Origin of the sequence: Haloechinothrix salitolerans (assembly GCF_042662605.1) — a bacterium.
Classification (GTDB): domain Bacteria; phylum Actinomycetota; class Actinomycetes; order Mycobacteriales; family Pseudonocardiaceae; genus Haloechinothrix_A; species Haloechinothrix_A salitolerans.
Window position 1 is genome coordinate 5,602,630 of sequence record NZ_JBHSXX010000001.1, and the last position, 19,114, is coordinate 5,621,743.

19 protein-coding genes are annotated in these 19,114 nt (G+C 68.4%); 8 read left to right on the forward strand and 11 right to left on the reverse strand.

The genetic code is table 11. The features are described from left to right. Nucleotides 1–241 precede the first annotated feature (241 nt). A complete protein-coding gene (locus ACFQGD_RS26705) occupies nt 242–424 on the forward strand; it encodes a type II toxin-antitoxin system HicA family toxin (RefSeq protein WP_345405155.1) in 183 nt (60 codons plus the stop codon). Beyond that, nucleotides 421–789, forward strand: coding sequence for a hypothetical protein (locus ACFQGD_RS26710; protein WP_345405158.1), 369 nt, complete (start codon nt 421–423; stop codon nt 787–789). Before ACFQGD_RS26705 ends, ACFQGD_RS26710 begins: the two co-directional genes overlap by 4 nt. 5 nt (nt 790–794) lie before the next feature. Here ACFQGD_RS26710 and ACFQGD_RS26715 read toward each other — a convergent pair whose 3' ends face one another. From ACFQGD_RS26715 to ACFQGD_RS26750, 8 genes are all read right to left on the reverse strand, one after another. After that, nucleotides 795–2,180: an aspartate ammonia-lyase gene (locus ACFQGD_RS26715; RefSeq protein ID WP_345405161.1), complete on the reverse strand. Its 1,386-nt coding sequence runs from the start codon at nt 2,178–2,180 to the stop codon at nt 795–797. A gap of 2 nt (nt 2,181–2,182) precedes the next feature. Further along, nucleotides 2,183–3,412, reverse strand: a complete 1,230-nt coding sequence (locus ACFQGD_RS26720; protein ID WP_345405164.1) for a M20 family metallopeptidase — start codon at nt 3,410–3,412, stop codon at nt 2,183–2,185. Continuing rightward, nucleotides 3,412–4,086, reverse strand: a complete 675-nt coding sequence (locus tag ACFQGD_RS26725; RefSeq protein ID WP_345405167.1) for a DUF1028 domain-containing protein — start codon at nt 4,084–4,086, stop codon at nt 3,412–3,414. The genes ACFQGD_RS26720 and ACFQGD_RS26725 overlap by 1 nt, the downstream gene beginning before the upstream one ends. Continuing rightward, nucleotides 4,083–4,556 carry a RidA family protein gene (locus ACFQGD_RS26730; protein WP_345405170.1) on the reverse strand — a complete coding sequence of 158 codons (474 nt, stop codon included), beginning with the start codon at nt 4,554–4,556 and terminating at the stop codon, nt 4,083–4,085. The genes ACFQGD_RS26725 and ACFQGD_RS26730 overlap by 4 nt, the downstream gene beginning before the upstream one ends. Then, nucleotides 4,553–6,010: a 4-hydroxyphenylacetate 3-hydroxylase family protein gene (locus tag ACFQGD_RS26735; protein WP_345405173.1), complete on the reverse strand. Its 1,458-nt coding sequence runs from the start codon at nt 6,008–6,010 to the stop codon at nt 4,553–4,555. Before ACFQGD_RS26735 ends, ACFQGD_RS26730 begins: the two co-directional genes overlap by 4 nt. A gap of 24 nt (nt 6,011–6,034) precedes the next feature. Then, a complete protein-coding gene (locus ACFQGD_RS26740) occupies nt 6,035–6,547 on the reverse strand; it encodes a flavin reductase family protein (RefSeq protein WP_345405176.1) in 513 nt (170 codons plus the stop codon). Nucleotides 6,548–6,626: 79 nt separating this feature from the next. Continuing rightward, nucleotides 6,627–7,556: a LysR family transcriptional regulator gene (locus ACFQGD_RS26745; protein ID WP_345405179.1), complete on the reverse strand. Its 930-nt coding sequence runs from the start codon at nt 7,554–7,556 to the stop codon at nt 6,627–6,629. A 46-nt stretch (nt 7,557–7,602) separates the two neighbouring features. After that, nucleotides 7,603–8,208 (reverse strand): TetR/AcrR family transcriptional regulator, encoded by a 606-nt coding sequence (locus tag ACFQGD_RS26750; protein WP_345405182.1) that lies wholly within the window; start codon nt 8,206–8,208, stop codon nt 7,603–7,605. Nucleotides 8,209–8,324: 116 nt separating this feature from the next. Between ACFQGD_RS26750 and ACFQGD_RS26755 the strand changes: the two genes are divergently transcribed. Genes ACFQGD_RS26755 through ACFQGD_RS26770 form a run of 4 tightly spaced genes read left to right on the forward strand, consistent with a single transcriptional unit; the run spans nt 8,325 to nt 13,261 of the window. Further along, on the forward strand, nt 8,325–9,803 hold the full coding sequence (locus ACFQGD_RS26755; RefSeq protein ID WP_345405185.1) for an aldehyde dehydrogenase: 1,479 nt from the start codon (nt 8,325–8,327) through the stop codon (nt 9,801–9,803). Nucleotides 9,804–9,816: 13 nt separating this feature from the next. Further along, nucleotides 9,817–11,193, forward strand: coding sequence for an aminotransferase family protein (locus ACFQGD_RS26760; protein ID WP_345405188.1), 1,377 nt, complete (start codon nt 9,817–9,819; stop codon nt 11,191–11,193). 5 nt (nt 11,194–11,198) lie between these two features. Continuing rightward, nucleotides 11,199–12,614, forward strand: a complete 1,416-nt coding sequence (locus ACFQGD_RS26765; protein WP_345405191.1) for an APC family permease — start codon at nt 11,199–11,201, stop codon at nt 12,612–12,614. Next, nucleotides 12,611–13,261 carry a DUF3156 family protein gene (locus ACFQGD_RS26770; protein ID WP_345405194.1) on the forward strand — a complete coding sequence of 217 codons (651 nt, stop codon included), beginning with the start codon at nt 12,611–12,613 and terminating at the stop codon, nt 13,259–13,261. Before ACFQGD_RS26765 ends, ACFQGD_RS26770 begins: the two co-directional genes overlap by 4 nt. A gap of 148 nt (nt 13,262–13,409) precedes the next feature. Here the strand turns inward: ACFQGD_RS26770 and ACFQGD_RS26775 are convergent, their stop codons facing one another. The 3 genes from ACFQGD_RS26775 to ACFQGD_RS26785 form a co-directional block, all read right to left on the reverse strand. After that, nucleotides 13,410–14,906, reverse strand: coding sequence for a CoA-acylating methylmalonate-semialdehyde dehydrogenase (locus ACFQGD_RS26775; RefSeq protein ID WP_345405197.1), 1,497 nt, complete (start codon nt 14,904–14,906; stop codon nt 13,410–13,412). Nucleotides 14,907–14,979: 73 nt separating this feature from the next. Then, nucleotides 14,980–15,459, reverse strand: a complete 480-nt coding sequence (locus tag ACFQGD_RS26780) for an Lrp/AsnC family transcriptional regulator (protein ID WP_345405200.1) — start codon at nt 15,457–15,459, stop codon at nt 14,980–14,982. 30 nt (nt 15,460–15,489) lie between these two features. Further along, nucleotides 15,490–16,872, reverse strand: a complete 1,383-nt coding sequence (locus tag ACFQGD_RS26785; RefSeq protein ID WP_345405203.1) for an aspartate aminotransferase family protein — start codon at nt 16,870–16,872, stop codon at nt 15,490–15,492. A 202-nt stretch (nt 16,873–17,074) separates the two neighbouring features. Between ACFQGD_RS26785 and ACFQGD_RS26790 the strand changes: the two genes are divergently transcribed. Next, the gene (locus tag ACFQGD_RS26790) at nt 17,075–18,088 is read left to right on the forward strand and encodes an agmatine deiminase family protein (protein ID WP_345405254.1); all 1,014 of its coding nucleotides are present in this window, start codon (nt 17,075–17,077) and stop codon (nt 18,086–18,088) included. Nucleotides 18,089–18,129: 41 nt separating this feature from the next. Then, complete coding sequence (locus ACFQGD_RS26795; protein WP_345405206.1) at nt 18,130–19,071, forward strand: nitrilase-related carbon-nitrogen hydrolase; 942 nt, start codon at nt 18,130–18,132, stop codon at nt 19,069–19,071. Nucleotides 19,072–19,114: the final 43 nt, after the last annotated feature.

Below are 19,114 nucleotides of genomic sequence, written 5' to 3' on the forward strand. Positions count from 1 at the left end.
CCCACCGGGACGCCCGCGTGCAGCGGTCATAGTCGCGGGCAACCCGCCAGTGGTACCACTGGCACCGCAATTGCTCCGCATAACGGACATACCGCCTCAATCGCACGCCAGGAAACCTCAGCCAGCCGCAGTCACCGCGACGATAGGTTGGGGCGCACCAGCAACATCAAGCGTCCCTTTACGTTGACGTCTAGGGACCCTTGAGGTACAGTTCGTGGTTAAGGCGATGAAGCTACGCGACATGGAGCGTGCGCTGCTACGGCATGGTTATCGAGTCAAGTCCGATGACGGCATTCACACCAAGTGGCGTTGCCCGTGTGGACAACACTCGACGAACCTTCCTCGTCACCAGACGATCTCGCCAGGCGTGGTCAGATCGACCATCAAGCGCCTGAGCTGTTTGCCGGAGGGGTGGTTGCAGTGACATACCAGGTTCTCGCTAAGCGATGGCCGCTTGGTTGGGAGCTCCACATCGACGGTGTCGGCGTAACCCAGAGCCGCACCCTGGCCAGCGCCGAAAAGGCGGTGCGCAGTTATCTCACCCTGGACGACGTGGCCGACGCGGATACGGCGGACATCGTGATCAGCCCTGAGCTGGACGGCAACCTGGCGAGCGAGGCCGAGGCAGCACGAGAAGCCACCCGCCGCGCGGAACAGGCCCGCGACGAGGCAGCTAGCCAAACCCGCAAGGTCGCTCGCGACTTGAAAGCGGCAGGAATGTCTGGCGCGGACGTCGCCGTGGTGCTCGGCGTGTCGCCCCAGCGGGTCAGCCAGCTCACGAAGTCGTAGCGCCGCTAGATCGCGGTGCTCGCGGCGGCCAGGAGCTCGGCTACGTGGTCCGGGGCGAGGAGACCTCGTTCGGACACGATGTCGGTCACCGTGCGGCCGGACGTGGCGGCTTCCTGCGCGATTCGGGCGCACTCGGCGTAGCCGAGGGCGGGGCTCAGCGCCGTGACGACTCCCGGCGAGCGAGCCACGGTCTCGGCCAACCGGTCGGCGTTGGCGCGGATGCCCCGCACGCACCGCTTGTCCAGCACGCGACACCCTGCCGCCAGGTGTGCACAACCGCTCAGCAGTCGATGCGCGATCACCGGCAGGAAGGCGTTGAGCTGCAACTGCCCCGCCTCGGCCGCCATCGTTACCGTGACGTCGGCGCCGACGACGTCGAACGCGATCTGGTTCATCACCTCCGGGATCACCGGGTTGACCTTGCCCGGCATGATGCTCGACCCGCTCTGCCGCGCGGGCAGCGTGATCTCGCCGAACCCGCTGACCGGGCCGGACGCCAGCAGCCGCAGGTCGTTGCACAGCTTCGACAGCTTCACCGCGAGCCGCCGCAGCACCCCGGACACCTCGACGTACGCCCCGGCGTCCTGCGTGGCCTCCACCAAATCGAACGCCGGACGCACCGGCATCCCCGCCAACTCGGCGAGGTGGCGGCAGGCGGCGGCCGCGTAGCCCGGGTGCGCGTTGAGCCCGGTACCGATGGCGGTGCCGCCCAGGTTGACCTCTGCCAAGGCGTCGCAGACCTGGTCCAGCCGCGTGAGGTCGTCGCGGAAGGTGAGGCCAAACGCCGCGAACTCGCGTCCCAGCGTCATCGGCACCGCCTCCTGCAACTGCGTCCGGCCCATCTTGACCACCGAGCCGAACTCCTTGCCCTTGCCGAGCAGGCTCTCGCGCAATGTCGAGACCGCGTTCCGCAACTCGCCCAGCCGCACCCGCAGTGCCAGCCGCAACGCCGTCGGGTAGACGTCGTTGGTGGACTGGCCGAGGTTGACGTGCTCGATCGGGTCGAGGTGCCGGTACTCGCCCGGTCGGTGTCCCAGCAGCTCCAGCGCGCGGTTCGCGATGACCTCGTTGGCGTTCATGTTGGTCGACGTCCCGGCACCGCCTTGCAGGACGTCAACAGTGAACTGGTCGTGGCCCCAGCCGTCCGCGATGTCCGCGCACACCTTGTCGATCGCCTCCGCGACGCGCGGGTCGAGCAACCCTAGTTCACGGTTGGCCCGAGCGGCGGCGGCCTTCACCCACGCGAGCGCGACGACGAGCTCCCGGTGCGCCGCGACAGGCGTGCCGCTGATCGGAAAGTTGTCCCTGGCACGAGCGGTGTGGATGCCGTAGTACGTGTCGGCGGGCAGCTCCAGCTCGCCGAGTGAGTCTCGTTCCAGCCGGACGTCCATGGTCACCCTTCCTCGCCGAGTAGCCGCGTCCGCAATTCGGGCGACGTCGCGGCGTCGACAACGACGTGCGCCATCGCGGCGGCCCCATCCAGCACGGCGGCGTCGGCGGCCGAACTGACGCAGTGCGCGGCGAATTCCTGTTGGTGGTTGACGGCGGGCAACGAGTCGATCCCGATGTACGGGTGCATCGCCGGGATGACGCGGGAGACGTTGCCCATGTCAGTGGACGCGCGGTTCATCCGCCCGGCCGGGTCTCCCGCTGGGAACCGACGCCCCAGCGCCTGCGCGTGCGACCGATAGAACGCCACCAGCCCGGGGTCATTGACGAACTCCGCGTACGGCGGACTTTCCGGCTCGATCTCCAGCTCGCTGCCAGTTGCCAGCGCGCCTGCCTCGAAACACCGCCGCACCCGTTGCTCGATGACGTCGAGCTGCGCGAGGTCGGCGGCTCGCACGTACCAGCGGCCTTCGGTCAGCTCCGGGATCGCGTTCGGCGCTTCGCCGCCGCGCGTCTGGACGCCGTGCACCCGTGTGGACATCGGCAACTGCTGCCGAAGGAGACCGATCGCGACCTGACTGACGGTGAACGCGTCGGCGGCGTTGATGCCCTGTTCCGGGTAGGCGGCAGCGTGCGCGCCCTTGCCGTGGAACCGCACCCGCAAATGGGAGACGGCGAACGGCTCCGCCTCCGCGACGTCGACCGGGCCAGGGTGCACCATCATCGCCGCGTGGACGCCGTCGAACGCGCCCCGTTCCAGCAGGTAGATCTTCCCGCCGCCGCCTTCCTCGGCGGGGGTGCCCAGCACGGTCACCCGCAGCCCGAGGTCGTCGGCCAGCGGTCGCAGCACGGTCGCCGCCCCGACCGCCATCGCGGCGATCATGTTGTGCCCACAGGCATGCCCCAGTCCAGGTAGCGCGTCGTACTCCGCGCAGATCGCCACGTGCAGCGGGCCGGAGCCGGTGGTGGCGGCGAACGCGGTCGGCAGATCCGCGATGCCAGGCGTGACGTCGTAGCCGAGGTCGTCCAGCAGCCCGCAGAGCCGCCGAGCCGCCCGCACCTCTTCCCAGGCCAGCTCGGGGTCGGCATGCAGCGCGTGGCTGAGGCCGACGAGGCTGTCGCGGGCGCGGGCCAGCGCGGGGGCGACCGCGTCGTGCGCGGCGGTCACCCGCCGGGACGCGGTCGCGTGCGCATCGGCGGCTGAACCAGACACGGCCGTGTTCGGGTGCGGCATCACTCGTCCCCCGGCACGCCGAAGCTGGGCGCTCCACCCGGATTCAGTCCACGTTGGACGTACGAGTCCTGCTGCGGCTCCCAGAGGTCGAGCAGCGCCCCGAGTTCGGACACCGGATCGCCGTCGGTCCAGTCCACCCGGAGGTCAACGACCGGCCATGGCGCGTCGTGCGCGACCAGCAGTCCCGCTGAATGCACCGGCCCTTCCTCGCCGCCGTCCACGATCGCCGCCGACAACGCCGCGAGCAAGCGACGTGCCATCGGCTGGCCTGCGGTGCGCTCGAACGCCACGGTCATCGCCTTCGGCACGCCCTCGTACGCGAGCAGGTTGCCCGCCGCCACGCAGTTGGCAGCCTCTACCGCACCAGACGTCCCGAGCGCGTTGCCGCCGGTGAAGCTCACGGGCGCGCCGTCGCGGCCGACCGCGCTGAGCTGCCGGTACTCGATGTGTGCCTCGGACGCCGCGACCTGCGACACCGCCGCCTCCGCATCGGTGCCCAACTCAAGCAGGTGCAGCAGCCGCTCGCGCAGCCGAGGGTCGGTCACGTTCTGGGAGCACACCGCACCGACGCCAGGACGTACCGCGGCGCAGCGAGCGGCGACGGCGGGGCTGGACGAGCAAATGGCGACGCCGAACGCCCCCTTCTCGTCGCGGGCCGCGATAGAGAACGTCACAGCTTCTCCCCTCGTCGTTCGGCTTCCCGCCACCGCAGTTCGGCCGCCTCGGCGGCGCGCGTGGCGGGGATGACGGCGGTGACGTCGATCTCGACCAGCCACTCCGGCCGCGCCAGGGCATCCACCACCAAACCGGTGGACACGTAGTGCACGCCCTTCAGGCGACGCCCGAGTACCCGGTAGACCGACTCGCGGTAGCGGATGTCGACCAGGTACACGGTGATCTTGACGATCTCGTCGGGCTGGCTGCCGCACTCGCGCAGCAGCAGCTCGACGTTGTCCATCGCCTGCTCGGCCTGCGCCTCGACGTCGCCGATGCCGACGCTCTCGCGGGTGCCGAGGTCCTGCCCAATCTGGCCGCGTAGATACACCGTGTCGCCAGCGACGACGGCCTGTGCGAGGTCGTTGTTCAGGCTCTGCTCCGGGTAGGTGTCGGCGGTATTGAACCGGCGGATGCGCTCGTGGATCATCGAGCACCCGCCAGCACGTTGTCGGACAGTCCGGCCGCGTAGCGCACGAGGTCGAGCGGGCCGTCCCAGTCGAAGTTGCGGTACACCGCGGCCAGATGCGCGAACGGTGGCGACTGCGCGAACAGCTGGAACGTCAGCCGGTGCCCGGCATAGTCCGAGTTCAGCAGGTCACGGGCATACGCCAGGAGTTTGCGGCGGTCCTCAGCGACCCAGTTCTCGTTGATCGAGTAATACTTCTCCAGCCACGGCTTCGTCTCAGGGTGCTCGAACGACGCCTTGTCCGGGGTGATGCAGATCTGACCGCCGCACAGTTCGCGGGCGAGGTGCATCATCTCGTGCAGTTGCGAGCAGGCCAGCACGCGGCCGGTGTAGAGCAGCGACTGGTTCGGCATCAGGAGTCCACCGGGGCTAGGCTCGGCGGTGGCGATCGCGCCAGTCAGGTGGGCGTTGATTCCCTCGCGGTAGCAGGCCAGCGTGGCGAGCTTTTCCTGCACGGCGGGTTGGCGCTCCAGGCCGGTCTGCTTCACGTTCCACAACGCCGCGCCGATCATCAGGTCCGCGAGCCGCAGGTTGCGCTGCACGAACGCGAACGCGCTGTAGCGGTGCAACGTGGCACGGATGAACGTGGCCGCACGGGTGTGCCGGTAGAACAGCACGTTCTCCCACGGGATCTCGACGTCGTCAAAGATCACCAGCGTGTCGACCTCGTCGAACCGGTTCGCGAGTGGATAGTCCTCGACCGGCGCGCGGCCTGCGAATCCGGTGCGGCAGATGTACTTCAGCCCCGACGCACCCATGTCCAGGATGAACCCGAGGGCGTAGTCGGACAGCGCGTCGTTGCCCCAGTTCGCGATGGTGGGCTTGGTAAACGCCTGGTTCGAGTAGGCGGCGGCCGTTTCGTACTTCGCGCCGCGCACCACGATGCCGCGATCCGTCTCCCGGACGACGTGCAGCAGCATGTCCGGGTCCTGCTCGTCCGGCGTCTTGGAGCGGTCGCCCTTGGGGTCGGTGTTCGCTGAGACGTGGAACGGGTCGGCGTAGCAAGCCCGGTCGATGTGGCGTTTGACGTTGGTGGAGAACGTCGGATCGATCTCGTCGAGGACGTCCTGGCCGTCGATCAGCGACCACATCTCGCCGATGGTCTCGTCGCCGACGCGGGTGACGACGCCGCCGATGTCGGAGAGCACCGCGTCGGTGGCGGCGCGCTTGGCGTGCCAGTCTTCGACCGACGTCGGCGGCTTCTGCTGCACCGCGTTGCGCTCGCCTTCGCTGCCGGGATAGCTCATGACGTCGCGGGTGGTGTCCTCGTGCGCCATGTCGTAGATGCGGGCGCGAATGTCGACAAGTGGCTTGAACGCCGGGTGCGTGGTGACATCGTCGACCTGCTCGCCGTTGATCCAGATCTGCCGTCCGTCCCGAACGGACTCACGGTACTCCTCGCCGGTGCGGATCATGCGTTGTTCCTTTCTCGAAATGCGTCAGGCACTCACCGGCTGGCAACGCCGGTATTCGCGAGCGTGATAAATCAATGGGTCAACCGGCCGCTGTGACGCCTTTTCCACCGCGCCGAGCACGAGCTGATGCGTGCCGGAGTCGACGGCGTCCACGAGGCGACAGTCGAACGTCGCGGCAGCGCCGACGAGCACCGGCGCCCCAGTGGTCAAGGTCGTCCAGGACGCGCATCCGAAGTCGTACGGCTCGCCGTCGGACGGACGTCCGGCGAACGTGTCCGCCACGTGAATCTGTTCAGCAGCAAGGACATTCACCGAGAACACGGCATTGGTCGCGAGCGCGGCGAGCGCCGGGCTCCTACGATTGACGCACACCACGAGCGTGGGCGGATCGGCCGATACCGAACACATCGCACTGACCGTCTGGGCGAAGCGACCGGCTGGTCCATCGGTGGCGACCACGGTGACCCCGGTGGCGGCATTGCGCATTCCAGCGACGAATTCAGCCCGCACGTCTGCCGTGGCGAATGTGCCCGTCATCGAAACCTCCCGAATGAATTCCCTCGATGCGTTCGAGTCTGGGGAGGAATCGTGAATCTGTACAGCAGATGTTTTTGGACTAGGTCATCTGTTTTGTTGATGGCTCGCCGAGAAGTGCCCGGCACCGAGCGGCGAACGCGCTCGCCCGCGCGGTCAGCCGCACCCCTTTGACCCGCGCGAGCACCATCGGCAACGCCGGGACGTCATCGCGCAGCGGCAGCGCCGCGACCCGGCCGCCGTCGTAGGTGACATCGGATGCCGGGCGCTGGTTGAGGATCGCGTAGCCACGCCCGGCCGCCACCAGAGAACGGACCATCTCGTAGCTCCGTGTCCGGTACTGAATGCGTGGCTCGACCCTGCTGCGCTGCACCAACGCCTGGAAGTACTCCTTGCTGTGCGGCAGGTCGAGTAGCACCAGCGGCTCACCCGCGAGGTCGGCGAGCCGCACGCCGTCAGTGGCCGCGAGTGGATGTTCCGGCGGCACGATCACGTACGGCGGCACCTCGGCGAGCGGTTCGGTCTCGATGTGCTCGTCCAGGTCAAGGTCGTAAAGCAACGCCAGCTCGCACGCGCCAGACAGCAGTGCCTGCTCCATCTCCTCGGTCTGACCTTCAAGCAGCGACACCCGCACCGCCGGGTAGCGCGACGCGAAATCAGTGAGCAGCCGGGGCATGTGAAACGGCGCGAGCGTCTGAAACACCCCAACCGTGAGGTCCCCAATCAACGCCTCACCGAGGCCGTGTGCGACGTCGACCAGGTCAGAGGCGTGTGCGAGGAACCCGCGCAGCTCCTGGAGGAACCGCGCGCCCGCTTCGGTGAGAGCGAGCCCCTGCGCGTGCCTGCGCAGCAGCAGCTGCACGCCGAGGTCGCGCTCCAGGTGCGCGATCGCGGTGGAGATCGCCGACTGCGAGACGACCAGTTCCTTCGCCGCAGCGGTCATGCTGCGCAGCTCCGCCGCCGCGGCGAAGTACCGCAGCTGCACCAGGGTGAATCCGGGCTCAGTTGGCATCGCGACACCTCCGTCGCATACGTGGCGCACCCGGCGCGCCGATGGGTCAGGTCGGGAGCTCGCAGCCAGTGGCTTGACTGGCGTAGCGGGCGAGCGAGCTCCGCGCGAGGGGCAGGTCGACCGACGTCGTGTTGCTGAGCAGGTGCAGGCCGAAGCCGTCCTCGAGCACGACCAGCGTCCGCGCGATGTCACGGGTCGGTTCGGCGAGCGTGAATCGGCCAGCCGCGACCCCGATGTCCAGGATCGTGCCGTACAACGCGACCTCCCGGTCGAACAGGCTGGTCATCAGCGCCCCGTGCTGCGAACTGCGGTCGGCGAGCCCGTGCATCTCGTACAACGTCTTCGCCACGGCGTCGTCGCGCCCTTCCGGCAGGCCGGTGTCGATGGCGGCGATCAGCCGCCGCGCGGGGTCGGCGTGAGACTCCGTGAGCTCGACGCGGCGCTGGTAGAAGCGTTCCACGACGACGCGGTGGACGTCGAACAGCAGCTCGTCCAACTCGGGGTAGTGGTACAGGACCGACCCGGGCGAGACCCCGGCTTCAGCGGCAATGTCGCGGATGCGGAGGTTGTCGCGACCGCGGTCGGTGATCGCCCGCATCGTCGCGTCGACCAGTTGCTCCCGCCGGGCTATGTGCTTCTTGGAACGCGCCATGTCCAGCATTCTTTATAAGCTAGTTCAACTTTGTCAATCTCATTTCTATGTCTTGACATGCGGTGATGTTGAGGATTTGACTTCTTGTTCAAGTTCACTCAGCCGAGAGGAGCGCCATGCCACCGCCCCACGAGCACTGGCTACGGCTCGCCGCCCGCCTCATGCCGCACACCGACGCCTACATCGACGGCGCGTTCACACCGGCCGCGTCCGGCGCGACACTGCCCTCGCACAATCCCGCCACCGGGGATCTGCTCGCCGAGGTCGCCGCCTGCGGGCCTACCGACATCGACGCCGCCGTCCGTGCCGCCCGCCGCGCTTTCGACGCGGGCGCTTGGTCCCGCGCCAAGCCGGCCGAGCGCAAGACCGTACTGCTGCACCTGGCCGACCTGATCGACGAGCACCGTGAGGAACTTGCGCTGCTCGACTCGCTCGACATGGGCAGGCTGGTCAGCGACACCTACGACATCGACGTCCCGTTCGCCGCCAGTCTGTTCCGGTGGTACGGCGAGGCACTGGACAAGCTGTACGGCGAGATCGCACCGACCGGTATCGGTGACCTCGCACTGGTCGACCGCGTGCCGCTCGGCGTCATCGGCGCGGTCGTACCGTGGAACTTCCCGCTCGACCTGGCGACCTGGAAACTCGCCCCAGCACTCGCGGCGGGCAACTCCGTGGTGCTCAAGCCCGCCGAACAGTCGCCGCTATCGGCGCTGCGGCTCGCGGAATTGGCGGCCGAGGCCGGACTGCCGGACGGCGTGCTGAACGTCGTGCCCGGCTACGGCGACCCCGCTGGCAAGGCACTCGGGCTGCACCCCGACGTCGACAGCGTCGCGTTCACCGGCTCCACCGAGGTCGGCAAGTTGTTCCTGCGGTACGCCGCCGAGTCCAACCTCAAGCAGGTGTGGCCGGAATGCGGCGGTAAGAGCCCGAATCTGGTATTCGCCGACGCCGACCTGAACGCCGCGGCCGAGGCGGCCTGCGCCGGGATCTTCGCCAACCAGGGCGAGGTGTGCTCGGCGAACTCCCGGCTGCTCGTCGCCCGCGAGATCCACGAGGAGCTACTCGCCCGAGTTGTCGCGACCGCGAAGGACTACGCACCCGGGGATCCACTGGACCCCGCTAGCCGGATGGGCGCGCTGGTCGACGAGGCGCACACCCAACGGGTGCTGGACTACATCGACATCGGCCGCCGCGAGGCCCGGCTGGTGTGCGGCGGCTCCCGCATCGATGGAGCGGGCTGCTTCGTGGAGCCAACCGTGTTCGACGACGTCCCGCCGGAGGCCCGCATCGCGCGCGAGGAGATCTTCGGGCCGGTGCTGTGCGTGACGCCGTTCGACAGCGAGGACGACGCGATCGCGCTGGCCAACGACAGCGGCTACGGCCTCGCCGCATCGGTGTGGACGTCCGATCTGTCCCGCTCACTGCGGGTCTCGCGGGCGCTGCGCGTCGGCACGGTCTCGGTCAACACCGTGGACGCCCTCAGCGCGCAGACGCCGTTCGGTGGGTTCGGCCAGTCCGGCTACGGCCGCGACCTCTCGCTGCACGCGCTTGAGAAATACACCGGCCGCAAGACCACCTGGATCAAGCACTAACCGAGGAGCACACATGTCCACCGCAACACCGGCACCCGCAGCGTCCACCTCGTCGTCCACCGAGGCATTGCACCAGCTCGACCGGCAGCGCATCGTTCACCCCTACCTGCCAGCCAGTACCACCGAACGGGTCGTGATGACGCGCGGCAAGGCGTCCTCGCTGTGGGACACCGACGGCCGCGAGTACCTCGACGCCACCGGCGGGCTGTGGCTGGCGCAGGTCGGCCACGGCCGCGACGAGCTGGCAGACGTCGCGGCGAGCCAGATGCGCGAGCTGGAGTACTTCACCAGCTTCTGGGAGTTCTCCAACCAGCCCGCGATCGAGCTGGCCGACCGGTTGGTCCGGCTGGCGCCCGATGAGATCAGCAAGGTGTACTTCACCAGCGGCGGATCGGAAGGCATCGAGGCGGCGTTGAAAATGTCGCGGTACCACCACTACCGGCGCGGTAAGGAGGAGAAGACGTGGATTCTGGCGCGGGAACGCGCATACCACGGCATCGCCTACGGCGGCGGCACAGCGAGCGGCTTCGGGATGTACCACGACGGGTTCGGACCGATGCTGCCGCACGTCGAACACCTGACACCGCCGTGGCCGTACCGCCGTGACCTGTTCGACGGGCAGGACTGCACCGACTTCTGTATCGCCGAGCTGGAACGCACCATCGAGCGTATCGGCGCGGACAACATCGCCGCCATGATCGGTGAGCCCATCATGGGCGTCGCGGGCATGGTGGTGCCGCCGGACGACTACTGGCCGCGTGTGCGAGAAGTGTTGCGGCGCAACGACATCCTGCTGATTCTCGACGAGGTCGTCACCGCCTACGGCCGGATCGGTAGCTGGTTCGCCGCCGAGCACTTCAACGTCGATCCGGACATCATCGTCACCGCCAAGGGCATCACGTCTGGCTACTTCCCACTCGGCGCGGTGCTGATGAGCGAGGACGTCGCCGAGTCGCTGGAGGCCGACTCGGGCTTTCCGATGGGCTACACCTACAACGGTCACCCCACCGGCTGCGCGGTCGCACTGGCCAATTTGCACATCATCGAGCACGAGCGACTGCTCGCGCGGGCCAGCGAGATCGGCGGCTACCTGCTGGACAAACTGAGCGACGAGCTGGCCGATTTGCCGCGCGTCGGGGAGGTGCGTGGCGTCGGCATGATGCTCGGCATCGAGCTGGTCGCCGACCGCGACAGCCGCGAGCCACTGCCCAATCCGCAGGCCGTCGCCGACGCCGTCCGTCGCGAGCACGGCGTCATCGTGCGCGACTCCGCGCAAGGGCTGGTGCTCTCCCCCGCGCTCACCCTCACCCGCGACGAGGCCGACCGGATCTCCGCCGCGATCCGCGCCGTGTTGACCACCACGCATCCCGACGGAACGATTGGGAGCTGATCACCATGACAACGACGTCGTCCCCCACCCTGCAACGTGCGCTGGGGTTCTGGAGCGCCCTGTTCACCGGCATCGGGCTCGTCGTCGCCGCGACGACGCTGACCAGCCTCGGCAACGCTTTCGGCCTCGGCGGACCGGCATTCGTCGTGGCGGCGCTCGCCGCGCTCGGCATCATGATGTTGATCGCGTTCTCCTACTCCGAACTGGCGAACCTGGTACCCGGCGCCGGGATGATCGGCGCGTACACCGCGCCAGCGCTCGGCCGAGGCCCTGCGATCTTCGGTGTACTCGCCGGCTACATCGTGCTGGTCGCGACGGTGGAACCCGCGAACCAGATGGTCGGCGGCCTCGCGGCGGAACGGCTGATTCCGGGCATCTCGCCCACCGCGTTCGCCATCGGCGTCACGGTGGTGTTCTGCCTGATCAACCTGGTCGGCGTGAAGTCGTTCGGGCGGGCGCAGGCGCTGGTGACCGGCACGATGATGATCGTGCTGATCGGCTTCGGCGTCACCGGCCTACTCGGCGTCGGCGGCGGCACCGAAGTCGCGGCGGACGTGCCATTCAACCCGGGCGGGTGGCTAGAAGTCGCACACCTGGTCGCGCTCGGCACGTACCTGTTCATCGGCATCGAGTTCGTCTGCCCGATGAGCGAGGAGATCCGCAATCCAGGCAGGATCATCCCGCGCGCCATGATCGCGGGGCTGGTGATCGTGTTCTGTGTGGACATGGTGTTCGGGTTCGCCGCCCTGCGCTACGTCGGGTTGGACGAACTGGCGACGTCGGCGGTGCCGCACCTGCTGGTCGCGGAGGGTATCGGCGGCAAGACGGGGCTGCTGATCCTGACCGGCGCGACCGTGCTGGCGGCGGCGAGTTCAGTGTCGGCGATCCTCGCGGCCGTACCCCGGATGCTGTACGGGCTGGCGCGCGACGGCATGCTGCCAGCGGTGTTCGCCCGCGTGCACCCGCGCTTCCAGACGCCATGGGTGTCGGTGATCGCGGTGACGGCGTTGATCGTCGGCGCGCTGCTGACGTTCGCCGACAGCGACTCGATCCTCACGCTGATCCTGGTCGCGACGGTGATGTGGCTGTGTTCGTACATCCTCGCGCAGGTCGACGTCATCGTGCTGCGGTTCAAGTACCCGAACGCGCCGCGCGGGTTCCGGACGCCGTTCTACCCGCTGCCGCAGGTCATCGGCATCGCGGCGTGCGTGTGGATGATTCTGAGCATCCATCCCGACGCGGACATGCGGTGGACGGTGTGGCTCGGCGCGGCGGGCGCGACTGCGGTCATCGTGGGGTACGCGTTCGTGTGGCTGCGGGTGGTGAAGAAGGTGCCGTTCTTCGCTCCAGCGCCGTTGGACGCGGCGGTTGTTCAGGCGTCGGCGGAGCCGGTTGGGGCCGCTGAGGGTGAGACGCGGTGAGCGCCCGGTTGACGACCCGGGGTCAGACGTCTCCTGCGGCGACGCGGGTGTCCGCTCCGGTTCGGGCTGCCGCCGGGCGAGGCTCTGCATCGGCTCGGGCCACGGCCGCCGCGCGCTACCTGGAGCAGCAGGCCGATCCGTTCCTGCGAGCCGGGCTTCAGGTGGCGGATCGCGGGGACGACTGGCTAGCGCTGACCGGCGACGACGTTGCAGTCACAGTCACGCTGCGCTGGCGCACCCAGCGGTTGCTGCTGGCCCGCATCCACCAGTTGCAGGTGACCGCCGACGTCGACGCAGCCTCAGCCACCGACATCGCGCGGAGCCGGGCCCCCGGCGCCGCCACCAGCGAACTGCGGTTACGCGTTTCCGGCCCGGCGGGTGCGCGTAGTTTCCGCTGGCAACCCCGCCGAGGCACCCGACCCGCCGGATTCGGCGGGTACGCCGTGGCCGATATGGCGCGCACGGTCGACCTCACCAGCTGCACCGTCACCTCGCGTCCGGACGGGTGGCGGGTGTGCGTCGAGCCGTACGCGGCTAGCAGGCTGCGGGTGTTCTTTCCGCCGATCCACTACGCCACCACGGTCCGCCCGGACGAGGCCGCCACCATCGTGGCGGCTGTCCGGGCGCTCAGTGCGGCGCTGACGTAGAGCTTCCGGCGTCACGATGTTGATCAGCTTCCCCTGTGCTGACACCAAACCAACCAGACAAAGCGGACGCTGCGTGGTTACAGGACAGGGGAAGTTGATCCACTTCGGTAACGCGGAACTCGTGGACCCATAGCGCGGGACTCGCGGGTCAGGTCGTGCTGGGGAAGGACAGGTCCAGCGCGGAGCCGGGGACGTGCTCGTGCCAGCGAGAGGTGACGACCTTCGTGCGCGTGTAGAACTGGATGCCGTCGGGGCCGTAGGCATGCACGTCACCGAACAGCGAAGACTTCCAGCCGCCGAACGAGTAGTACGCCACCGGAACCGGCACCGGCACGTTGACGCCGACCATGCCGACCTCGACCTCGTGCTGGTACCGCCGCGCGGCGCCGCCGTCTCGGGTGAAGATCGCCGTGCCGTTGCCGTACTGGTTGGCGTTGACCAGCGCCAACGCTTCCTCGTAGCTGTCAGCGCGCAGCACGGACAGCACCGGCCCGAAGATCTCGTCCGTGTAGATCGACATCGACGGCTCCACGCTGTCGAACAACGTCGGGCCGAGCCAGAAGCCACCGGGGTCACCGTCGACGTCCTGGCCACGTCCGTCGACCACCAGCGACGCGCCAGCGGCGACTCCAGCGTCCACATAGGTCGCAACCTTGTCGCGATGCGCCTCGGTGACCAGCGGTCCCATGTCGCAGTTACGACGACCATCGCCGACCCGCAGCTCCGCCATGCGCGCGGAGATCTTCTCGACCAGCGCGTCGGCCACCGGCTCGACCGCGACCACCGCGCTGATCGCCATGCACCGCTCGCCGGCCGAGCCGAACCCGCCCGCCACGGCGGCGTCGGCTGCGAGATCGAGGTCGGCGTCCGGCAGCACGACCATGTGGTTCTTCGCACCGCCGAGCGCCTGCACGCGCTTACCGTGCTCCGACGCCGTGCGGTAAACGTACTGCGCGATCGGCGTGGAGCCGACGAACGACACCGCGTCGACGTCAGAGTGCGTGAGCAGCGCGTCGACCGCGACCTTGTCGCCGTGCACGACGTTGAACACGCCGTCGGGCAGCCCCGCCTCGGCCCACAGCTCCGCGAGCAGCATCGCCGCGGACGGGTCCTTCTCGCTCGGCTTCAACACCACGGAATTGCCCGCCGCGATCGCCAGCGGCGCGAACCACAACGGCACCATCGCCGGGAAGTTGAACGGCGAGATGATGGCGGCGACGCCGACCGGCTGCCGCAGCGAGTGGACGTCGACGCCGGTGGAGGCGTTCTCGCTGTGCCCGCCCTTAAGCAGCTGACCAGCGCCGCACGCGAACTCCACGACTTCGAGCCCGCGTTGCACCTCCCCTGCCGCGTCGCTGAGCACCTTGCCGTGCTCGGCGGTGATGACGCGGGCGACGTCGTCAGCGCGAGCGGCGAGCAGTTCCCGGAACCGGAACAGCACGCGCGTGCGGTTGGCGATCGAGGTGTCCCGCCAGCGCGGAAACGCCTCACGAGCGGACGCCACGGCGCGGTCGACGTCCGATTCGGAGGCGAACGCGACGGTGGCGCTGACCTGCCCGGTCGCGGGGTCGTAAACGGAACCAGAACGGTCGGCGTCCGAATCGGACGGCTTGCCGCCGATCCAGTGTGTGATGGCACGGGTCATTGCCAAGTTCCTTCTAGCTAGGGAGGGCGCGCGTCAGTGACGTCACCCAGTCGGTGACGTCACTCGGATGAGTTCAGCGCACGCCCCAGGAGTAGGTCTGCTTGCGCAGCCGCAGGTACACGAACGATTCCGTGCTTGTGACGCCAGGAATGCTGCGAATCCGCTTGGACAGCACTTCGAGCAGGTGCTCGTCGCTCTCGCACACCACCTCGACGATGAGGTCAAAGCTGCCCGCCGTGATGACGACGTAGTCAACCTCGTCCATCTCGGCGAGCGCATCGCTGATCGGTTCCAGATCGCCGGTGGCCCTGATGCCGATCATGGCCTGGCGGGCGAAGCCAACCTCGGTCGGATCGGTGACGGCGACGATCTGGATGATGCCGTTGTCGATCAACTTCTGCACCCGCTGGCGCACGGCCGCCTCTGACAGCCCCACCGCTTTGCCGATGGCGCCATACGCACGGCGTCCGTCCTGCTGGAGCTGCTCGATGATCGCCTTGGACGTGTCATCGAGCAGTCCGTTGTGCTCGCTCTTTCCTGGCCGAGATGGCATACGAGACATCCTATGCATCACAAGGCCGGTTCAGATCCGCTGCCACGCCTCGGTCAGCACCTCGCGCAAGATCGATTCCATCTCGTTGAAGTGCGACTGGTCGCAGATCAACGGCGGCGAGAGCTGCACGACCGGGTCGCCCCTGTCGTCGGCGCGACAGTAGAGACCGGCGTCGAAGATCGCCTTGGACAGGAAGCCGCGCAGCAGCCGGTCAGACTCCTCGGCGTTGAACGTCTCCTTGGTGGCCTTGTCCTTGACCAGCTCGATGCCGTAGAAGAACCCATCACCTCGGACGTCACCGACGATCGGCAGGTCACGCAACTTCTCCAGGGTCGCCCGGAACGCGCCCTCGTTCTCGCGCACATGCTCGAAGACGCGCTCGCGCTCGAAGATGTCCAGGTTGGCCAGCGCCACCGCCGACGAGACCGGGTGCCCGCCGAAGGTGTAGCCGTGCGCGAACATGACACCGGTGCGCAGGAACGGCTCGACCAGCCGGTCGCTGGCGATCATCGCACCGAGCGGGGCATAGCCGGAGGTGATGCCCTTGGCGCAGGTGATCATGTCCGGCTGGTAGCCGTAGCGCTCGGCACCGAAGGTGTGGCCGAGCCTGCCGAACGCGCAGATCACCTCGTCGGAGACCAGCAGGACGTCGTGCTCGTCGCAGATCTCGCGAACCCGCTGGAAATAACCGGGCGGCGGCGGGAAGCAGCCACCGGCGTTCTGCACCGGCTCAAGGAACACCGCCGCCACGGTGTCCGGCCCCTCCTGCTCGATGGCGATGCCGATCTGGTCGGCCGCCCACCGGCCGAACGCCTCCGGGTCGTCGCCGAAGTGCGGCGCGCGGTAGATGTTGGTGTTGGGCACGCGGAACGTGCTGGGCACAAGGGGCTCGAACGGCGCTTTCAGCCCAGGCAAACCGGTGATCGATAGCGCGCCCTGGGTGGTGCCGTGGTAGGCGACGGCGCGGCTGATGACCTTGTGCTTGCCTGGCTTGCCGGTCAACTTGAAGTACTGCTTGGCGAGCTTCCACGCCGTCTCGACCGCCTCGCCGCCGCCCGAGGTGAAGAAGACCCGGTTGAGGTCACCCGGCGCGGCGGACGCCACACGCTCCGACAGCTCGATGGCGGTCGGGTGCGCGTACGACCAGAGCGGGAAGTACGCCAGCTCGTTCGCCTGCTTGGCGGCGACCTCGGCGAGTTCGGTGCGGCCGTGGCCGAGCTGGTTGACGAACAGCCCTGCCAGGCCGTCGAGGTACCGCTTGCCGTTGGCGTCGTAAACGTACGCCCCTTCGCCGCGCACGATGACGGGCATCGGCGCGTCGGGTCCGTAGTCGCCCAACTGCGTGAAGTGCGGCCACAGGTGGCCCTGCGCCGACTTCTGCAGCGTCTCGGAGTCACGGTATTGAAGCGTCATGATCGTCCTGTTCGGTTCGGGGCAGCGTGATTGCCAGTCTGCACCGACGATCGAACATTGCGCAAGCGATTTCGTTGAGTTTCAGACGAAAGTCTTCTAATTTAGTCGCAAAGCAGTTAGAGTTCTGCTTGATTCAACGTCGAGTGATGGGACGACGATACGAGTGCCTTCCCCGACTTTCCCGCCGTCCGCGCCGCGGGTCATGCCAGCCGAGTGGACTCGGCACGAACGGACCTGGATGGCGTTCCCACCCCCGAACGACACCTTCGGCGAGGATGGCTCGCCGTCGCTGGCACACGCCAGACGGCTGTGGACCGACGTCGCCAACACGATCGCGCGCTACGAGCCGGTCACCCTTGTGGCGGGCATCGGCCAGGGTGCTGCGGCCAAGGCGCTAGTGCGCCCCGAGGTGACCGTGGTCGAGCTGCCGCTGGATGACGCCTGGCTGCGCGACAGCGGCCCGACGTTCGTGCGCGACACGACGGGTCTCACCGCGGTGGACTGGGTGTTCAACGGCTGGGGTGGCCAGGAGTGGGCGAGCTGGGAACGCGACGACCAGGTCGCGCGGCAGGTCGCCGAGCTGGCGGGCCATCCGTCGCGGCGATCCCGGCTGACCATGGAGGGCGGCGGGTTCCACGTCGACGGCGAGGGCACCGTGCTGCTCACCGAAACCGTCCAGCTCGACCCGGGCCGCAATCCCGGCTGGACCGCCGCCGACGTCGAGGTCGAGGTGCACGCCCAGCTCGGCACGACGTCCGCGATCTGGCTGCCCCGTGGGCTGACCAGGGACTACGACGAGTTCGGCACGCGCGGCCACGTCGACCTCGTGGCCAGTTTCGTCCGGCCAGGCACGGTCGCCGTCCACGTCCAGCGCAACCGGGCGCACCCGGACTACGACGTCACACACGAGATCGCCGAGCTGCTGCGCACCAGCACCGACGCGCGCGGTCGCAGGCTGGAGGTCATCGAGATCGCCGCGCCCACGGTGATCGAGGACGACGACGGTCGTCCAGTTGACTACTCCTACATCAACCACTACGTCGCCAACGACGTCGTCGTGCTGTGCGGATTCGACGACCCCAACGACGCCGCGGCGGCCGAGGCGCTGCGGGCCGCCTACCCGGACCGGACGGTGGAGCTGGTCGACGCGCGCGGAATCTTCGCGTGCGGCGGCGGCATCCACTGCATCACCCAGCAACAACCCGCAGCGGGCTGACCGCGCCCCTGCCCGCTGCCCGAACGACCCCGAGGAGAACCATGGAGCTGATCACCGCCACCGTCCCCGAGTCGCCCGCTCGGGTGCACGCGCCGACCCGCGACCCGCTGGTCGTCGGGCTGGTGCAGACCCGCTGGCGCGCCGATCCCGACGAACATGCTCAGGTGCTCGCCGACGGCATTCAGACCGCGGCCCGCGCGGGCGCGCAGGTCGTGTGCCTGCCGGAGCTGACGCTGTCGCGCTACCCCGCCGACACCAAACCGGACGGCGACGCCGCCGCAACCGCCGAGGACCTGGAGTCCGGGCCGACCTACACCTTCGCCGCGAAGGCAGCCGCCGACGCCGGGGTCGCCGTCCACGCCTCGTTGTACGAGCGTTCCGATGGACCCAGCGGCCCCGACGGCCTTGGCTACAACACCGCGATCCTCGTCGGCCCTGACGGCGCGCTACTGGGCCGCACCCGCAAGCTGCACATCCCGATCAGCGCCGGGTACTACGAGGACCACTACTTCCGTGGCGGACCGGCTCGCGACGCATACCCGGTGGTGGAACTGCCAGTACCCGGCAGCGAACCGGCCCGGTTCGGGCTGCCGACATGCTGGGACCAGTGGTTCCCCGAGGTCGCGCGGGCGTACTCGCTCGCGGGCGCGGAGATCATCGTCTACCCCACCGCCATCGGCTCCGAGCCCGACCATCCCGACTTCGACACCCAGCCGCTGTGGCGGCAGGTGATCGTCGGCAACGGCATCGCGAACGGCACGTTCATGGTCGTCCCGAACCGCTGGGGCGACGAGGGCACGCTGCGGTTCTACGGGTCGTCGTTCATCTCCGACCCGTACGGCCGCGTGCTGGTGTCCGCGCCGCGCGACGCCGACGCCGTTCTCGTCGCACCGCTCGACCTGGACCAGCGCCAGGACTGGCTGACGCTGTTCCCATTCCTGGAGACCCGCCGCCCCGACACCTACGGCCCGCTCACGACGTGAGCCTCCGCCTCGTCCACCGCCACCCCACACCGACGCAGAAGGG